Here is a 16,849-nt window from a genome sequence, read left to right as displayed (position 1 = left end):
AGTGACAGGCGCCGGAGCCGGCGCCGGGGTAGGAGCCACTGCCGGCGCCGGGGTAGGAGCCACTGCCGGCGCCGGGGTAGGAGCCACTGCCGGCACCGGGGCGGGGGCAGGCGCAACAGCGCCACGGCGAGCTGCGAATTCCTCTACATTCTCCTTGATGATGCGGCCTCCGGGGCCGGTACCGACAACCTGCCGCAGATCGATCCCTAGCTCTTCGGCCAGGCGGCGGGCGACCGGCGATGCTTTGACGCGACCATTGTCATCGCCGACAGTGGTGGTGGCAGGTGGCGCGGTGATCACGGCAGGGGTAGCAGCCGGCTCTGGCGCAGGCGCGACTGTGGTCGGTGTCGATGGCGTTGGGGCAGCGGTCACAGTGGACGAGCCGTCGCCGATGATGGCAATTGGTTGCCCGATCGGCACTGTCTGACCTTCTGGTACCAGAATCTGCTGGAGTACGCCAGCCTCGAACGCTTCCAGTTCCATCGTGGCCTTGTCGGTTTCGATCTCGGCGATAATGTCACCGACAGCGATCTGATCGCCGACCTTCTTCAACCAGCGGCCCACCGTACCTTCCGACATCGTGTCGGAGAGACGAGGCATGGTTACTTCACCCATGGAGCCTCCCGTTATGAAATAACGTTATCCTTCAAATCGTATGCAAACTTACTGTCATATCGTGAAACTATCGGCCCCTCTCCCTTTTCCCTATCCGACACGGTGGAAGAGGGGCGCAAGCGATAGCGTTCGGTCGGTTTCCTGATGTGTCAGGTATGAAGTTACCTAACAACCACTGCAACGTCATCGCAGACGCTTTGTGCCGCGCAGTACCTGTCGAATAGCATAGATCAGGCTATTGGCATTGGGTTTTGAGGCTGCTGACAGCTCTTTTGCGTAGGGCAGCGGCACCTCAAGACCGGCGACGCGATAGACTGGCGCATCAAGGTAATCGAACGCCTCTTCCTGAATGGTTGCTGCAATTTCGGCGGTTACACCGTAGGAATACCAGTCTTCGGCAATCACCACGGCGCGGTTGGTCTTCTTCACCGACTCAATAATGGTGGGCCGATCGAGCGGACGCAGCGAGCGCAGGTCAACGACTTCTACACTGATGCCCTCTTGTTCCATCCGTTGCGCGACTTGCAGGGCAACGGCGGTCATGCGCGAATAGGATACGACGGTGACATCCGTGCCCTTGCGCTTCACTTCCGCCACTCCAATCGGCACGACATAATCGCTGTCTTCGGGCACTTCGCCCTTCGTATCGTACAGGGCCAGCGACTCGATGAAGATTACCGGATCGTCATCACGGATGGCGGCGCGCAGCAGCCCCTTCGCATCGTAGGGAGTCGCCGGGGCAACCACCTTGAGGCCGGGGCAGTAAGCGAACCAGTTTTCAAACGACTGGGAGTGAGTCGCGGCAAGCTGACCGGTGCCACCCGATGGAGTACGGATGACCAGAGGCACACTCACCTGACCGCCGAACATATAATGGATCTTTGAGGCGTGGTTCACCACCTGATCGATAGCAACCAGAATAAAGTTGATGGTCATGATCTCGACCACCGGACGCAGGCCGAGCATCGCAGCGCCGATGGCCACACCAACGAAACCTTCTTCGGCGATAGGCGTATCCACAACCCGCTTCGGACCGAATTCGGCCAGGAGACCTTCGGTAACGCGATACGAACCCTGAAACAGACCGATCTCTTCACCCATTAAGAGAACGTTCGGATCGCGGGCTAATTCTTCGCCAAGCGTATCGTTGAGCGCCTGACGATAGGTTATCACAGGCATAGTAACCTCGTAAATAGTTGCAGGATGCCGGCTACTCACCGGCCAGAGCAGTTATGCCGATACCATTGACCAGGCCCAATCAGCCTTAAAACTCACCGTGGTTGATCTTTACGGCGTGGATCGCATCTTCGGCGGTTGGCGTATTGGGCACCGGGGTAGCGTACATATACTTGTAGAGATCCTCAAATTTCGGATCAGGACTGTTGTTGGCAAAGTCGATTGCTTCCTGCACTTCGCGCTCAACGCGGTCAGCAATGCTCTTGAGCCAGGCGTCATCGATCACCCCGTGCTCAAGCAAGAGCGCGGCAAACTTGCGGATCGGGTCGTACAATTCGCGGCCACGGCGCACCATTTCAGGGTCGCGGTAGCGGTCGGCGTCGATCACCGAGTGACCGCGGAAGCGGAAGCTTACGGCATCAATGATAGCCGGCTCACCTTCGGCTTCGGCGCGGGCGCGCAGGCGTCGCACCACATCGCGCACAGCCAGCACATCGGTACCGTCAACCCGCTCGCCGTAGATGCGGAAGGAAGCACCTTTCTTCCACAGATCCGGTTCTGACGAACCGGCTTCGACCGACGTGCCCATGCCGTACCCATTGTTGACAATGAAGAAGAGTACCGGGCACTTCCAGATCTTGGCGAGGTTGAGCGACTCGTAAAACGCGCCAATGTTGGTTGTGCCGTCACCCATTTGGGTAATGACTACACCGGGCTTGCCCTGATAACGCAGCGCATAAGCCGCTCCCACCGCCAACGGTACTTGTCCACCAACAATCGCATAACCACCCATAAAGTTGGTCTTGCGGTCGAACAAATGCATTGAACCGCCACGGCCTCCTGAGACACCAGTCTCTTTGCCGAACAGTTCAGCCATGACCGGACCGGGTGGCACACCGCGAGCAAGAATGTAACCGTGTTCGCGATAATTGGTGAAGATGTAGTCGTCTTGAGTCAAGGCAGCCATTAACCCGACAATGGTTGCCTCTTCGCCGAGGTTGAGGTGGCAATATCCGCCAATCTTTGCCTTAACATACATCTCGCCGGCACGCTCTTCAAACCGCCTGATCAGCAGCATCTGGTAATAGTAATGCTTCAGTTCGTCGGCGGTAGCACGTTCGAGTAATGGCTGAGCGGCTTCAGCTACTTCGGCCATAGTAAAACTCCTCTCGCATAGTGGGCGGCCCGTTGGGCAGGGTACTGAATGCCCTTACCCAACGTGGCGCGCCGTGATACATATTGTGTCTTACGCCTCCACAGGCGTGGGACGCGCTTGATACAGTCAGAGCCGAACGAGGTTTGCAGCGTAGCGGCGGCTCTGACGGCGTTCTGGCGATCCTGACACCTTTTCGTTATCACCATCGGTAACGAAAAGGTTTAGCCAGGGATTGTGCGAGTCATGAATGTATGTGCGTTCACGTCATATTACCCAGTCTGCCCGGTAGATCGCGAGCAGGTTGCCGGCAGGTAAGCTGATACATTGTGATATGCACACCTGTATCTGCCACCCCTCGCGCCGGGAGCAAGGTACGTTACGACGATTGACACCTGACCATTTCTGTCATACGGCGCAGCATTCCGATGGTGGGTTACCCCCTATCCGGTGACCGGCGCGGGCCGGGAAGACGTTACAGTAAGACAGGCAGGTTAGACACGAATGCACAAGCCCTGCTGGTTGCCGGCTCCGCTGTGGCGCTCCGGGGATCGGCAGTGGTATGTTACATTCCCGGCGGCACGACTTCGTGGGTAAAGGCGCTGGCGGAAGCGCCACAACGCGGGCAATGTTCGGGCGCTTCAAGCGAGCGGACAATTTCACCGCACACATCACATACCCAGCGCATTGCAATCTGACGCACAAGATCAGAACGACTCACAATACCAATCACTTTGCCATTTTCAACCACCGGTACTCGTCGGATGCGCTGGTTCTTGAGCAGGTGCTGAATCTGCTCAACCTCGGTATCGGCGCTAACGCTGATCACGCTGCGGGTCATAATCTCTTTGACAGTACGCCCCTCTTTCGCGATCAGGTCGTGTTCCGTCACGAGGCCGACCAGCATGCCATGCGAATTGATGACCGGCAAGCCGCTGATCCGATTGCGGGCCATCAGGCGAGCAGCATCTTCAACAGCCGCATCATCGGTGATGCAGATGACATCGCGGGTCATGATCTCGCGCGCTTTCATTCCACCACACCTTTCATTGCATTCGTGATAGTATTCACGAGAGTAGTTGCGCAAACAACTCTATCTTAGTATAGCAGAGATTGACAAACCGGCGGCGTGGCGCGAATGTTGGGCAGGCCGTCAAAGTCATCGTCCAACGCCGCGCGCGAAGATGTTGGGCCAGGGTTGGAATGTAGTAGGGATCGTGTCGCGTCGACTCACTTCACCGTTTGTGTAGACGGTGCGGTACACTTCCACGCGCAATCCGCCACGAGCAGTGTCGGTTTGCCGGATCACGCCAGCCGGCAATGTGGGATCATCAACGTAGACCGGCTCGGTGGGTGCCGGCGTTCGTTCGAGAATCCGGTAGGAATATTCGACGCGACGATTGTTGGGAGATCCATAGAGCATCATCGTCAGTTGCTGACGTTGCAGATCTACCTTGCTGGTCAGCAACAACCAGCCGTCGGTATCGTTAACAAAGCGCAGGTCGTGGACACCGGTGAAGATAGCTGCATCGAGGCCGGGTGGTTCGCCGAGTTCTTCATACCAGCCGATGCGGAAAGAATGTTCGTGGCGTTCGATGATCGGCAATCCGGCGAAGAAGGCGGCCCGGAAGACGGTGGTGCTGACCTGACAGAGGCCACCGCCCCATTCCTTTTGGGTGCGGTTGGCGATAATTGCCAGCCCTTCAACAAAACCACGGTCAGGTGTAACCGGGCCGAGAGTTGTGTTAAACGAAAAGGTGGCGCCAGGCGGAATGAGCACACCATCCATCTGCCGCGCGCCAGCCTGAATGTTAGTGATCCGGTATTCGGCTGATTGACGGAACGAACTGACTCCGACTCCAACCGGCGTAGTGATACCGAGCATAGCGAGATTGTCGGCTGTCACGGGGGGTGGCAGCTCGCGTCGCGGCAAAACCACACTGCGTTCGCTGCTATAGAGCGCGGCATTAATGCGGGCGAGGGTTTCTTCGACGGCCAGGCCGCGACCCGGTGTACCAGGGGTGCGGATGCGTAAATCACCATTGTTCCAGTCAACGCGGGGCAGTCCACCTTCTTCGCGCAAGGCTGCGGCAATTGGAGTGAGCGCAGCGCGAATGGCAGACTGATCGATCACAACCGCCATTGCCGGGCGACCATCTACGGCAGTGAGGGGACGGAGTTTGATCCAGGTTGCGATCTGATTGATCGGCCATTCCCAGCGACAGCCGGCTCGACATTGACCACCCTGCCCTTCCAGCCGGATCGGGCCGCTCAGTAAAAGGCGCAATTCAGCTACGGTTGGCGCAAGATCGGCGTCGCGCACGCGCGGTTCGAGCTGGCGGGTGCGGATGGTAACCTCTTGCGGTTGCAGGCGCTGAATGGCAGCGGCAATGTCGGTCAGTGTCTCGTCGATCAGCGTTTGCCGCCCCCACTGTTCCTGTCCAACAATGATCGTGCCGTCGCGCAATTCAACACTGGCATCGACCGGCGCCTGGTCGATCTCGGCAGCGATGGCGCGCAGAGTAGCCTGCGCAACCCGCTGATCAAACTTCAGACGGAGCGGTAAATCGACGCCGTGTTGCCAGGTAGCGGCGGCCATGCGGGCATTGTCATCTACATCGGGGGAGTGGCCGAAGGCAAAAGCGGCGTCTATTGCTTCGTCGATAGCCAGACTTAAGCCGAGGTCTTCCGCAGCCGGTCGCCAGAGTTGACCTTCGAAGCTGAGCGTCACCGGCGCTGCAAGAAACCCGGCGTAACGACGCTGAAGAATGGCGCGGGCTTCGGCGCGGGTCATGCCTCCGATAGGCATGCCTCGAACGCTGATGTTGGGGTAGATACGTTCGGCTAACAGGCGATTGCCAAGCAGCAGTGCGCCGTAGCCAAGCAGGGTAACCAGCCCGGCCAGCGCAACGAGCACGAGGAGCCATTCGAAGACACGCCAATGTATTGACTGGCGTGCCCGTGGCATTCCGGCTGGAAGTGGACGATCCATTTCAGGCTCGCAAGGCATTCCAGTGCGGTGATCGTGATGGTAGTCTAGCGCGATGCGACGGGAGTGTCAAGCCCGGGATCTGAATAGGCGATAGGCGATAGCTGATAGGCGATAGGCGATAGCTGATAGGCAGTTGGTGCGTCTGAGCGCAGGGATGGGCGGGGAGGGTGTAGGGGCGCAGCGGTGCTTCGCCCCTCCATCTGCCAAGGGGGCGGCAAGCGCGTTTGTGTATAGCCATAGGCGATAGTAGGGGCGGGTTTGAAACCCGCCCCAAGAGACGATTCATCCCTGCGCCTGGAGGGGTATGGGTAGGGGCGACGTATGCGTCGCCCTTGTCTGAAGGGTTCATCCCCTTCGCGGCGGGGCTGGTTGGTTGTGGCGTGGTATGTCACCAGGGGATAGGCGGTAGCTGGTCATCCCTCTGCGGCCTCTGCGACCCCTGCGGTAGGATCAATAGATGATAGACCCTCTGCGGTAGGAACCATAGACGATAGGCAATAGCTGCGCCCTTACTGCGTTGCGCGCAGATGCAACTGGTGATGGTAGCAACGGATTGCGTCTGAGCTTACTGCGGTCGCAGTCATGCGCTGCGCTCTCGATGCTATCCTGCATTTACCTGGCCACTGTTACGTTTGCCCACGGTAGCGGCTCGATGAGCAGCCTGCCATTCACCGATCAGGGTTGCGGCCTGCTCGTTGGTAAGCTGGGTCAGTGGAACTTGAAACCGGCGCTGGGCTTCGGCGTCAGGATCAAGCGACAATTCACGCGCCAGCGACAGGATAGCGTTGCGTTGCTTGTCAGAGATTGGTTGGTTGGCATAACGAGCCCGCTCTTCGGCAATAGCCAGTCGCTGATGCTCTTCTTGCAGCCGGCGGAGTTCATCGATGAAAGCGGAGGCCTGCCCTTTGTTGAGCGCGACTAGATCGTAACCGTGCTGCTGCGCGAATGCAGCCAGTTGCTCGCTCGACCAGCCGAGCGCTTGCTGGAGAGTGGCAATGAAATTGCGCTGTCGTTCGCTGGCGGGCGCGTCAGGATCACGCACGGTAATGGTGGTTGCAGCGGCATGCTGTTCGCGAATCTGGGCGATCTGTTGCTCAACGGCTTCGCGTTGGCTGCGAAAGATGCGCCAGCCGAGATCAACTGCCTGTTGTACTGTCTGCTCATCGGCATCGATAGGCAGTGTGATCGTCTCTTCGATGGTGATAAAGTCGTCGCCCAACTTAATAGCGGTGCGATAGGTGCGGGTAACACTCCGCTCGCTCTGAGGTTTGGCCGGCATAGAGTTTCTCCTCCGACTGTCCGTAACGTATTCGTCCCAAAGCGCCCGATTTCTGTCGTAACCACAGCGCCGGCGCTTCTTGTATTATAGCACAAATGTTCAGTTTGGCAAGTATTTGTCAGAAAATACTATTCCAGGTACAATGGCAGTATATCCGTTTGGCAGCTTGAACGTATTGAAACGCAATGTACGACCTTCTGCTTCAGCATGTAGATGTTCTGCAAATAACGAACGGCGTTCCCTCAATTTTGTCGCGCCACGATATTGCCATTGTCAACCGGCGCATTGCGGCAATTGCTCCGCAGATCAGCCCTGGTCTGGCCCGCGAAACGCTCAATGGCGAAGGGCAGATCGCAATTCCCGGTCTGATCAATAGTCATGCCCATACCGCGATGAGCCTCTTCCGCGGTGTGGCAGAGGATGTGCCGATTGAAGAGTGGTTTAACAACTTTATCTGGCCATTGGAGACCAATCTGACCCCGGAAGATGTCTACTGGGGAACGTTGTTGGGTCTGGCCGAGATGATCGAATCCGGCGTGACCTGCGTGGCCGATCACTATTTTATGATGGATGTCATCGCGCAGGCCGTGCAAGAGACTGGCATGCGCGCATTGCTGGCCTGGACGCTCTTTTCAGGAGCTGACGAAAGCGATCAACTGGCGCGAGCGCGTCAGTTTACCAAACAGTGGCATGGCGCAGCCGGTGATCGCATTCGGGTCTGGATGGGGCCGCATGCGCCTTACACCTGTACGCCGTCGTTTTTGCGCCGGGTAGCGCAAACGGCGCAAGAGTTGGGAGTTGGGATTCATATCCATCTCGCTGAAACAGCAGCCCAGGTCACGCAGAGTCTGTCCGCTCATGGGCGTTCACCGGTGGTCGTTGCGCGTGATGCCGGGTTATTTGATGGTCCGGCCATTGCTGCTCATGCGGCCCATGTGTCGCCGGAAGACATTGCAATCCTGGCCGGGCATGGCGTGGCGGTAGCAGTGACGCCGAAGACTGAGATGAAGCTGGGCATTGGAGTGGCGCCGGTAATGGCACTGCGCGAAGCCGGTGTCACGGTAGCTCTCGGCAGTGACGGCGCAGCCAGCAATAACACATACGACATCCTTGAGTCGGCGCGATTGCTGGCGTTACTGGAAAAGCTGCGCAGCGGCAATGCGCGCGCTATGCCAGTTGGCGCAACGCTGGAACTGGCAACCGCCGCCGGCGCCCAGGCTCTGGGCTGGCAGAACGAGATTGGTGTGTTGCATGTTGGCGCGCGGGCCGATCTGGCGTTGGTTCGATCTGGAGCTGCCCATCTCCAACCACTCCATGATCTGGCGGCGACCCTGCTCTACAGCGCGCAGCCAGCCGATGTAAGCACAGTGATCGTTGATGGTCGGATCTTGATGCGTGACCGCGAGTTGCTGACCATCGATAAGCCGAGGGTGCTCCGTGAAGTGGCAGCGCGCATTGAACGGCTTACCCAACGCCAGACTGCTCAGCGCATAGCAGTCTATCCTGACGCGCGATCTGCGTAGGCGAGATGGTCGCTTTTCGCCTGATTAGGATCTACCGCAACCAGGCAGAGACTCCGCACAGCAGGATTCCCGTTGCCCCGACGGTCAACAGTTGAAGCCAGATTGGGGTAGCGGCCAGCGTTCCGCTGATGACAAAGGCAGCGAGACCGATCAGGCTACCAATAATAAGCGCTTCTCGTTCGCGGTCACTGAGCATACGCCCTCAGCGTTCTTTTTCACTCACGTCCTGGCCCTGTTCGAGTGAATAACTGCCGAAGTCCTGGGTGGGTGGTTCAGCCGCTTTCTGGACAATAACACCGATCTGAACTAAAAACCAGAAGATTCCTGATCCGATGAGCGCTACTACGATCAACCCGGCGATCATTATAACGATGAAGAACAACGTGCTCATCATAGCGAAATAACTCCTTCGCTGCAATTCCTGCTGCCTGCGAACACCGATGATGTGCATTGTTATATGCTTCTTTTGATCATACGCAGAAGTAGTGCCAAACGTTGCATTGCAGTGTGGCAATATTTCAAGATGTCAGTAAGCGATGACAGGTATGGTATACTGCTTGCAGGCTAAAAGCATCTAATATTGGTCATACCATAGGGAGGATAGTAAAACGCCAGTGCGCGGCGGAAGGGTAGGGTTATGAGTGAGTTGGGCGCGCGTCTACGACGGGCGCGCGAAGCAAATGGCATTTCGCTGGCTCAGGCAGCGGCTGATACCCGCATCTTGTTGCAATCGCTGCAAGCGCTGGAGGAAGGGGCCTTTGAGCGATTGCCGAGTGATGTGGTTGCGCGTGGATTCATTCGCAATTATGCTCAGTATCTTGGTTTGCCCATTGATGAGATGATCGATCTCTACCGCCGGGAGCGTGGCGCAACCGATAAGATTCGGATCGTGCCGGCTGCCAATCCACCACGGGCGCGCATGTATGTTCTCCCCAGCTTTTTTGCGATCTTCTTCATCACGCTCATTTTGATCGGGCTGGCCTATATTGGGTTAAGCGCACTCGGTCGCATCGGCGAGCGGGCCACACCTCCGGCAGGGGCATTGCCATCGCCGACAATTGTGCCGCCTTCACCATTGCCAACACCTGTCGCTTCACCCACCACAGCGATTGTGATGGCTACCGCTACCGCAGCGCCGGTTGAAGTGATTCCAGTGATGCCCGCAACGCCGACGGCTGAGCCAACTCCAATAGCGCCAATTGTGCTGGAAGTGCGTGTGCCAAATGTGCGCGGTAACGAGAATTCATGGGTGCGGGTGCAGGTGGATGGCACTACCGTCTTTGAGGCGATTATGCGCGCTGGCGAACAACGAGTCTTCACTGCGCAGCGACGGGTCTTCATTCGCGCCGGTAATCCAACCGACGTTGAGGTGACAGTCAATGGCTTGCAACAAGGGCCACTCGGCACTGTGCCTGGATTGCCGGTGAACTGGTCGTGGCCGCCAAATTGATTCCTGTTGTTCTGCTATCGTAACTAACCTAAACAAAAAATTCTGTCTACGGGAGGAAAAGATGCCTGCGGAGAATAGTTTTGATATTGTTTCAGATTTTGATCAACAAGAACTGGTGAACGCAGTTGATCAGGCATTGCGCGAAGCGCAAACGCGCTACGATCTGAAAGATGCCGGGGTGACAATCACCTTGAGTAAGACAGAACTGGTGATCGAAGCCGATAGTGAGATGTCATTGCGCAGCGCGCGCGACGTGCTTGAGACCAAAGCGTTGCGCCGTAAGCTGTCGTTGAAGATCTTTGAGTACGGCAAACCAACCGAGGCTAGCGGCGGCAGAGTGCGTCAGGTGGTGACGTTGCGTCGCGGGATCGATAGCGAGCTGGCCAAGAAGTTGAGTAAGATGATCCGCGATCGTTTCCCGAAGGTGCAGCCGCGCATCCAGGGTGATGCCTTGCGGGTAGTCGGCAAAAGCCGTGATGAATTGCAGGCCGTCATCGCCTTCCTGCGCGAACGTGAAGGTGACATTCCGGCGCCGTTGCAAATGACCAATTACCGTTGAGGTAGATCTCTTGTTTCCGGTCGGGGATGGCGTTTATGGCTGGCGCCATCCCTGTTTGTTTGTTTTAGTTGCCGCAAGCGATGGCTAACGATTAATGGTAACATACCGGCGGGCACATTGCTCCGTTCTAAACCGATCTATAATGCAAAGAGATCGTTGATCTGTATCTCGTCTGACAACTGATTGCACAAACGCAAAGAGAACCTTACCGATGAAATACCATATCGTCACGCTGGGCTGCCCGAAAAATGCAGTAGATAGTGAAGGCATGGATGGCTTGCTCAGCGCAGAGGGACATGAAGCGGTTGCCAGCGCCACTGAGGCTGATGTCATTATCGTCAATACCTGTAGTTTCATTGCTGCCGCTCGCGCCGAGACTCTCGGAGTGTTGAAGGAACTGGCCGAGCGCAAACGGCCTGACCAGCGCTTGATTGCCGCCGGCTGTATGGCCCAGAGCCATCCGGCGGAGGTGGCGGCAGTGCAAGGCGTTGATGTATCGCTTGGCACACAACAATGGACACAGATCGGCAATCTGGTGAACCAATTGGCGCAGTCAAGCGGTTCACGCTTTGCAGAGCGAGCATTCGTAACCATTCCCCTCATTGCCACGACTGCCAATGGTCAACCGGTCTCGTATGCTGATTGGCGCACAACGCAGATTCGGCGCACCCGCCACACACCTTCCGCTTACCTCAAAATCTCTGATGGCTGCAATCTCCGCTGCGCTTTTTGTACCATTCCCAGCTTTAAAGGCGATATGCGCTCGAAGCCGGTTGGGGCAGTGTTGGCTGAAGCGCAGGAACTGGTGGCGCAAGGCGCGCGCGAGATCGTGCTGGTGGCACAGCATCTGACCGATTACGGTCGCGATTTGGGTTTGCAAGATGGTCTGGCAACGCTGCTGGAAGAGCTGTGCCAGGTGACGCCATCAGACATCTGGATTCGCCTGATGTATGCCTACCCCCACGGGATCAACGAGCGATTGATCGCCACGATGGCTTCTCATCCCCAGATCTGCCATTACCTCGACATGCCGCTCCAACATGCCCATCCCGCAACCCTGCGCCGCATGCGGCGTCCACCTGACACCGACCGCACGTTGCGTCTGATTGCCGAATTGCGCGCGGCTATGCCCGATATTGCCATTCGGTCAACGTTCATTGTTGGCTATCCCGGCGAAACTACTGCCGAGTTCAACGCTCTGCTCGAATTCTTGCGCGCGGCGCAGCTCGATCGGGTTGGCGCTTTCCGCTATTCACGCGAGCCGGGCACGCCGGCTGCCGAACTACCCGATCAGGTGCGGCCTCAGGTCATCGAACGTCGCTGGCACGAACTGATGCAGGTACAGCAGCAGATTTCGCGCGCGCGCAACCGGCGCTGGATTGGGCGCACTCTGACCGTTCTGATCGAAGGTAACGGCGTTGCCGATGACGGCAGCGCCCTCAGTGTTGGGCGGTCGTTCCGTGATGCGCCTGAAGTTGATGGTCAGGTGTTTGTGTGGGGAGATTTCCCGGTGGGTAGCATGGTATCGGTGAAGGTGACTCAGGCCACTGAATACGATCTGTGGGGTGAAGCAGAGCAACAATGATGCCATTCCCTGCGTGGCAGCGGTGTGTACCCTGTCACGCAGGGAGGCATGTGGGAGTGGCAAGGATTTACGTGTTCAACCGGCGACTGATTTCGCGCTGGAGTCGACGTAATTCAGCCGGGTTGTTGTGAGCCAGGTAATCGACCATATATGAGATCGCAGTATCGCTGTAATCGTCGAGCAGGCCATCGAGCACCTGTCGCACCACCATATTGACAAACTCATCTTCGCTGATGACCGGTGTGTAGACGTAGGCCAGCCCTTCTCGTTCACGCTTAAGCACGCCTTTCTCGGCCAGGCGACTCATCGTGGTCATAACAGTCGTGTAGGCAATGTCACGTTGTTGGGCTAACCTGCGATGGACTTTCTTGACAGTGCTAGCTCCCTCTTGCCAAAGGATTTGCATAATTTCCGTCTCGAGCGGACCGAGCACTTTGACCAGGCCATCTTTGGTTGGGCTGAAACGAAAGCGCAGGTTGAATGCCATAATCACACCTCACAAGTTGACAGTGATAGCTGTACATCACGGTTCTATCCCTTGCTGCGAGTGTACGGCTTCACCATCAACTCGAAAAGATCAAAAAATTACGTAATGATGAAAGATAGTACTATTAGTTGATTGTCTTCTACGATAATTTGTCGTAATCGCTTGAAAAACGTTGCGGATTTGCTTCTTTTGATAGATTGCTGCTGAACTATCTGTGGAAACTTATAGATGTAATGGATTTGTAATGCGTATGACGACAGAACATGACGTTAAAACACAAATTCAGGCGGAAATGCGCGCCGCATTTCCGGTGGTCGAAGGACGGTTAAGTCGGTTCTACGCTATGCAGGAATATCACCTCGGCTGGCGTAATGAAGATTTGACTCCTGCTACAGCCGATCCGGGCAAGCTGATCAGACCGCAACTGGTATTGCTGGCCTGCGCAGCAGCCGGCGGCGATCCCCAACAGGCATTGCCGTTGGCGGCGGGTATCCAGTTACTGCACGATTTCTCGCTGATTCACGACGACATCGAGGATGACAGCGCCATGCGACGAGGTCGGCGCACACTCTGGAACATTTGGGGTTTGGCTCACGGCATCAATGCCGGTGATGCAATGTTTGTGATTGCGCATCTGGCAATTCACCGGCTCGCCGATACTGGTGTGCCTGTTGAACGGGTATTGACGATTTTGCGTCGGTTTGATGAAATTATCTTGCGCATTTGTGAAGGTCAGTACCTCGATCTCAGCTTTGAGGGCGATCTGAGTATCACACCGGACGACTATCTCGCGATGATCGGCGGCAAGACGGCAGCGTTGATTGCCGGCGCTGCCGAGTTAGGGGCGCGGGCTGCCGGCGCGCCGGAAGCAACGGTTGCGGCGCTCTCCGAGTTTGGTCGCGCATTGGGTCTGGCTTTCCAGATCGAAGATGATATTTTGGGGATTTGGGGCGCGCCGGAACAGACCGGCAAGCCATTTGCGGCTGATCTCTATCGGCGCAAGGTAAGCTTGCCGGTCGTCCACGCGCTGACGCATAGCCCTGATCGCGAGCGATTGGCCGCACTCTACCGACAATCCGTTCTTGACGATGCGGCAGTCGCCGAAGCGCTTGCCATTCTTGATGCAGCCGGTTCGCGCACCTACTGCGCAGCAATGGCCGGCGAACATCATCAGGCAGCATTTGCGGCGCTTGCGGCAGTGCAATCGCCGACCCCGGCGGCAATAGCGGCGCGGGAACGCCTGCGCGCATTGACCCAAAGTTTGATCGGAAGACAATCATAAACCGGTTGATCGGGCACCGACCATAACCTGCTATTAACTGAGACTTCAAAGGTCTTTTCATTCGGCGCTGAATGTGCTACACTATAGCCGTTACACAGCGTCACGTTGCCGCGAGAGTCTGTTCGTCCGCTCATGGCCCGATCGACTCCCCTGCCCGCATGACCTCCACGCCTGAGGAACAGCACGCGGCGCTGTGAACCGTTACCGCTTAGAGGCGAAGCGTGTGGCGTACTGTTTCGGAGGCGTGGTTTGTGGGCATTAGCCCCGTGAGTGACCGCATTTGGTAACAATGCGGAGGGAGTGGGACCGGATGTACGTGAAGCTCTTTGTTGGCAATCTGGCCTGGAGCGTAGATGACGCAACACTGGAGTCGTTCTTTCAGGCCTACGGTGATGTGCGCAGCGCGCGAGTAATTAACGATCGTGAGACGGGTCGATCACGTGGTTTTGGCTTTGTCGAGATGGATGTCGCTGATGTAGCGAAGGTCATCAGCCAGACCAATGGTCAGCCGATCAATGGTCGTGAAATTCGGGTCAACGAGGCTGAGGACAAGGGTTCGCGCGGCCCTCGTTCCGGTGGTGATCGCGGCGGTTTCGGCGGCCGGCGTTATTGACGCTTCCCGTCGAGCCGGTCGCGCCTCAACTGGCTCGTGAGCGGGATTATTTCGCCCCCTGTCATCGACAGGGGGCGCGTTGTGTCAGGATGTAGTTATGGTGATTGTGCTCTTTGTCGCCGGGATCGTGTTGCTGGTTTTTGGCGCCGATCTGTTAGTTCGCGGCGCGGCGAGCCTGGCTGCCAGTCTTGGGGTCTCATCGCTGATTATCGGCCTGACAGTGGTGGCAGTGGGTACCAGTTCTCCGGAAGTTGCGGTCAGTTTGCAATCGGCATTTGCCGGGCAGGGCGACATCACGCTGGGCAATATCATTGGCAGCAACATTGCAAACGTGATGTTAATCCTCGGCGTGGCAGCGATGTTTGGCTCGCTGCCGGTGGATCGCCAGATCTTTCGCCGCGATTTACCGGTTATGATCGGCGCTTCGCTGTTGACCTTGTTGCTGGCGCTCGATCGTTCACTGTCGCGGGTGGATGGCGCGATTATGCTCTTGGGGTTGATCGGGTATCTGTGGGTGATGTGGCCACGCGGCACGCAAGCAGAGCAGTCGGACTCGCGCCATCAGCATCCTCATCGCTGGCAAGCGCTGGTACTACAACTGGCAATGATTGCCGGTGGGTTGGCGTTATTGGTGGTAGGGGCGCGCTGGCTGGTTGATGGTGCGGTAACCTTTGCCACGTGGTTGGGAGTCAGCGAGCTGATCATTGGCCTGACGATTGTCGCCATTGGGACTTCCTTGCCTGAAATCGCTACCTCGGTGGTTGCCGGATTGCGCGGTGAGCGTGACATTGCGGTTGGCAATGTGATCGGTAGCAATGTGCTCAATCTGCTGTTCGTGCTGGCGTTGACAATGGCGCTCTCGCCGCAGCCAATCACGGTGCCCGAAGTGACGATCTGGCTTGATTTGCCGGTTATGGTTGGGGCCGCGCTGATCTGTCTGCCCATTTTCTTTACCCGCTGCATCGTTTCGCAGCGTGAGGGCAGTTTGCTGCTGGTCTATTACCTCAGTTATACGCTCTATCTGATTCTCAGCGCGAACGGCAGTGATCAATTGTCAGTTTACAGCGCAGTGGTCGGGTTATTGTTGATACCGCTCACAGTTGTGTTGCTGGTGGTGCGAGCATTGCGCTGGCTGGGTGAAGAGCGTCGTCGCCGGATCACGACTGGAACGAGTACGGTCGAATAGATGCGAGCCTTTTATTCTGACACGTTTGTCTTGCCGCTACCGCCGGGTCATCGTTTCCCGATGGAGAAGTATGCGCTGTTGCGCGAGCGCGTTGTAGCTGAGGGCATTGTACCGCTCGAACGGTTGCACGTGCCCGAAGCGGCGACTGTGGCAGAACTGGCCCGCGCGCATACGCCAGCATATATCGAGCGCGTACTGAACGGGCAGTTGACTGCTGCTGAACAACGCCGGATCGGGTTTCCGTGGTCGCCAGCGATGGTCGAACGATCGCGAAGGTCTGCTGGGGCAACAATTGCTGCCTGTCGGGTAGCGTTAAGCGAGGGGGTAGGCGTCAATCTGGCCGGTGGCACTCACCACGCTTTTGCTGATGCCGGCGCCGGTTACTGTGTCTTCAACGATGCGGCAGTGGCGGCGCGCGCCATGCAGGCTGAAGGTCGGGCGCGCCGGATTGCAATCATCGATTGTGATGTCCATCAGGGTGATGGCACTGCGGCAATTCTGTCCGGCGATCCGGCGATCTTTACTTTCTCGATCCACGGCGCGCATAACTTTCCCTTTCGGAAACAGCAGAGTGATCTCGACATTGCGTTGCCTGATGCTACCGGTGACGCTGTCTACCTTGACGCGCTTGAGTGGGGATTGCAGCAGACCTTTGCCGCAGCCCGACCCGATCTGGTGATCTACCTGGCCGGCGCCGATCCGTATTACGATGATCGGTTGGGTCGGTTGAGTTTAACGAAGGCGGGCCTGGCCGAACGCGATCGATTGGTCTTTGGCTATTGCCGGGCAGCCGGCGTGCCGGTGGCGGTGACGATGGCTGGCGGCTATGCGCGGCAGATTGCCAATACCGTCGATATTCATGCTCATACCGTAGCGGCAGCGGCTGAACTGGATCGAGGGTAGACACGAATACGCCCGGTCCTATCGGCTTCAGTCCTCAGTGATGATC

Annotated in this window: 17 protein-coding genes; 8 read left to right on the top strand and 9 right to left on the bottom strand. The window is 57.2% G+C overall.

All coding sequences use genetic code 11. The annotated features are described in order from the left end of the window. The 6 genes from Q0650_RS08970 to Q0650_RS08945 all read right to left on the bottom strand — a co-directional run. Positions 1–615: biotin/lipoyl-containing protein (locus Q0650_RS08970; protein ID WP_298818084.1), on the bottom strand; the 615-nt coding region annotated here is incomplete at its 3' end. Positions 616–798: 183 nt separating this feature from the next. Next, positions 799–1,794, bottom strand: coding sequence for a pyruvate dehydrogenase complex E1 component subunit beta (locus Q0650_RS08965; RefSeq protein WP_298818082.1), 996 nt, complete (start codon positions 1,792–1,794; stop codon positions 799–801). 85 nt (positions 1,795–1,879) lie between these two features. Next, a complete protein-coding gene (pdhA, locus tag Q0650_RS08960) occupies positions 1,880–2,947 on the bottom strand; it encodes a pyruvate dehydrogenase (acetyl-transferring) E1 component subunit alpha (RefSeq protein ID WP_298818080.1) in 1,068 nt (355 codons plus the stop codon). Between the two features lie 562 nt (positions 2,948–3,509). Further along, the gene (locus tag Q0650_RS08955) at positions 3,510–3,977 is read right to left on the bottom strand and encodes a CBS domain-containing protein (RefSeq protein WP_298818078.1); all 468 of its coding nucleotides are present in this window, start codon (positions 3,975–3,977) and stop codon (positions 3,510–3,512) included. Positions 3,978–4,103: 126 nt separating this feature from the next. After that, a complete protein-coding gene (locus Q0650_RS08950; RefSeq protein WP_298818076.1) occupies positions 4,104–5,936 on the bottom strand; it encodes a VanW family protein in 1,833 nt (610 codons plus the stop codon). Positions 5,937–6,537: 601 nt separating this feature from the next. Continuing rightward, complete coding sequence (locus tag Q0650_RS08945; protein WP_298818074.1) at positions 6,538–7,215, bottom strand: hypothetical protein; 678 nt, start codon at positions 7,213–7,215, stop codon at positions 6,538–6,540. A 185-nt stretch (positions 7,216–7,400) separates the two neighbouring features. Between Q0650_RS08945 and Q0650_RS08940 the strand changes: the two genes are divergently transcribed. Further along, entirely contained in the window at positions 7,401–8,738 is a 1,338-nt protein-coding gene (locus Q0650_RS08940; RefSeq protein ID WP_298818072.1) for an amidohydrolase, read from the top strand. 31 nt (positions 8,739–8,769) lie between these two features. On the opposite strand, the gene Q0650_RS08935 is transcribed toward Q0650_RS08940, so the two are convergent. Both Q0650_RS08935 and Q0650_RS08930 read right to left on the bottom strand, forming a co-directional pair. Further along, the gene (locus Q0650_RS08935) at positions 8,770–8,934 is read right to left on the bottom strand and encodes a hypothetical protein (RefSeq protein ID WP_298818070.1); all 165 of its coding nucleotides are present in this window, start codon (positions 8,932–8,934) and stop codon (positions 8,770–8,772) included. 6 nt (positions 8,935–8,940) lie between these two features. After that, the gene (locus tag Q0650_RS08930) at positions 8,941–9,132 is read right to left on the bottom strand and encodes a hypothetical protein (RefSeq protein ID WP_298818069.1); all 192 of its coding nucleotides are present in this window, start codon (positions 9,130–9,132) and stop codon (positions 8,941–8,943) included. Between the two features lie 243 nt (positions 9,133–9,375). On the opposite strand from Q0650_RS08930, the gene Q0650_RS08925 reads away from it, so the two are divergent. The 3 genes from Q0650_RS08925 (at position 9,376) to rimO (ending at position 12,332) form a co-directional block, all read left to right on the top strand. Beyond that, the gene (locus tag Q0650_RS08925) at positions 9,376–10,188 is read left to right on the top strand and encodes a RodZ domain-containing protein (RefSeq protein WP_298818067.1); all 813 of its coding nucleotides are present in this window, start codon (positions 9,376–9,378) and stop codon (positions 10,186–10,188) included. 61 nt (positions 10,189–10,249) lie between these two features. Continuing rightward, positions 10,250–10,747 (top strand): YajQ family cyclic di-GMP-binding protein, encoded by a 498-nt coding sequence (locus Q0650_RS08920; RefSeq protein ID WP_298818065.1) that lies wholly within the window; start codon positions 10,250–10,252, stop codon positions 10,745–10,747. 211 nt (positions 10,748–10,958) lie between these two features. Continuing rightward, on the top strand, positions 10,959–12,332 hold the full coding sequence (rimO, locus tag Q0650_RS08915) for a 30S ribosomal protein S12 methylthiotransferase RimO (RefSeq protein WP_298818063.1): 1,374 nt from the start codon (positions 10,959–10,961) through the stop codon (positions 12,330–12,332). A 67-nt stretch (positions 12,333–12,399) separates the two neighbouring features. On the opposite strand, the gene Q0650_RS08910 is transcribed toward rimO, so the two are convergent. Then, positions 12,400–12,819, bottom strand: a complete 420-nt coding sequence (locus Q0650_RS08910) for a BlaI/MecI/CopY family transcriptional regulator (protein ID WP_298818062.1) — start codon at positions 12,817–12,819, stop codon at positions 12,400–12,402. Positions 12,820–13,069: 250 nt separating this feature from the next. Between Q0650_RS08910 and Q0650_RS08905 the strand changes: the two genes are divergently transcribed. The 4 genes from Q0650_RS08905 (at position 13,070) to Q0650_RS08890 (ending at position 16,803) form a co-directional block, all read left to right on the top strand. Beyond that, positions 13,070–14,101 (top strand): polyprenyl synthetase family protein, encoded by a 1,032-nt coding sequence (locus tag Q0650_RS08905; RefSeq protein ID WP_298818061.1) that lies wholly within the window; start codon positions 13,070–13,072, stop codon positions 14,099–14,101. 310 nt (positions 14,102–14,411) lie between these two features. Continuing rightward, entirely contained in the window at positions 14,412–14,714 is a 303-nt protein-coding gene (locus tag Q0650_RS08900) for an RNA-binding protein (RefSeq protein WP_298818059.1), read from the top strand. A gap of 97 nt (positions 14,715–14,811) precedes the next feature. Further along, a complete protein-coding gene (locus Q0650_RS08895) occupies positions 14,812–15,900 on the top strand; it encodes a calcium/sodium antiporter (protein WP_298818057.1) in 1,089 nt (362 codons plus the stop codon). Then, positions 15,901–16,803 (top strand): histone deacetylase, encoded by a 903-nt coding sequence (locus Q0650_RS08890; protein ID WP_298818055.1) that lies wholly within the window; start codon positions 15,901–15,903, stop codon positions 16,801–16,803. The last annotated feature ends 46 nt before the right edge of the window (positions 16,804–16,849 follow it).

The sequence above is a fragment of the uncultured Chloroflexus sp. genome, assembly GCF_937129525.1.
Lineage (GTDB): Bacteria > Chloroflexota > Chloroflexia > Chloroflexales > Chloroflexaceae > Chloroflexus.
Note: the sequence above shows the minus strand (reverse complement) of the source record. Positions and strands in the feature narration are given on the sequence as shown.

Coding starts and splice junctions, on each gene's coding strand:
- Q0650_RS08965 (WP_298818082.1), bottom strand. CDS start 1,794: ATGCCTGTGATAACCTATCGTCAGGCGCTCAACGATACGCTTGGCGAA.
- pdhA (WP_298818080.1), bottom strand. CDS start 2,947: ATGGCCGAAGTAGCTGAAGCCGCTCAGCCATTACTCGAACGTGCTACC.
- Q0650_RS08955 (WP_298818078.1), bottom strand. CDS start 3,977: ATGAAAGCGCGCGAGATCATGACCCGCGATGTCATCTGCATCACCGAT.
- Q0650_RS08950 (WP_298818076.1), bottom strand. CDS start 5,936: ATGGATCGTCCACTTCCAGCCGGAATGCCACGGGCACGCCAGTCAATA.
- Q0650_RS08945 (WP_298818074.1), bottom strand. CDS start 7,215: ATGCCGGCCAAACCTCAGAGCGAGCGGAGTGTTACCCGCACCTATCGC.
- Q0650_RS08940 (WP_298818072.1), top strand. CDS start 7,401: ATGTACGACCTTCTGCTTCAGCATGTAGATGTTCTGCAAATAACGAAC.
- Q0650_RS08935 (WP_298818070.1), bottom strand. CDS start 8,934: ATGCTCAGTGACCGCGAACGAGAAGCGCTTATTATTGGTAGCCTGATC.
- Q0650_RS08930 (WP_298818069.1), bottom strand. CDS start 9,132: ATGATGAGCACGTTGTTCTTCATCGTTATAATGATCGCCGGGTTGATC.
- Q0650_RS08925 (WP_298818067.1), top strand. CDS start 9,376: ATGAGTGAGTTGGGCGCGCGTCTACGACGGGCGCGCGAAGCAAATGGC.
- Q0650_RS08920 (WP_298818065.1), top strand. CDS start 10,250: ATGCCTGCGGAGAATAGTTTTGATATTGTTTCAGATTTTGATCAACAA.
- rimO (WP_298818063.1), top strand. CDS start 10,959: ATGAAATACCATATCGTCACGCTGGGCTGCCCGAAAAATGCAGTAGAT.
- Q0650_RS08910 (WP_298818062.1), bottom strand. CDS start 12,819: ATGGCATTCAACCTGCGCTTTCGTTTCAGCCCAACCAAAGATGGCCTG.
- Q0650_RS08905 (WP_298818061.1), top strand. CDS start 13,070: ATGACGACAGAACATGACGTTAAAACACAAATTCAGGCGGAAATGCGC.
- Q0650_RS08900 (WP_298818059.1), top strand. CDS start 14,412: ATGTACGTGAAGCTCTTTGTTGGCAATCTGGCCTGGAGCGTAGATGAC.
- Q0650_RS08895 (WP_298818057.1), top strand. CDS start 14,812: ATGGTGATTGTGCTCTTTGTCGCCGGGATCGTGTTGCTGGTTTTTGGC.
- Q0650_RS08890 (WP_298818055.1), top strand. CDS start 15,901: ATGCGAGCCTTTTATTCTGACACGTTTGTCTTGCCGCTACCGCCGGGT.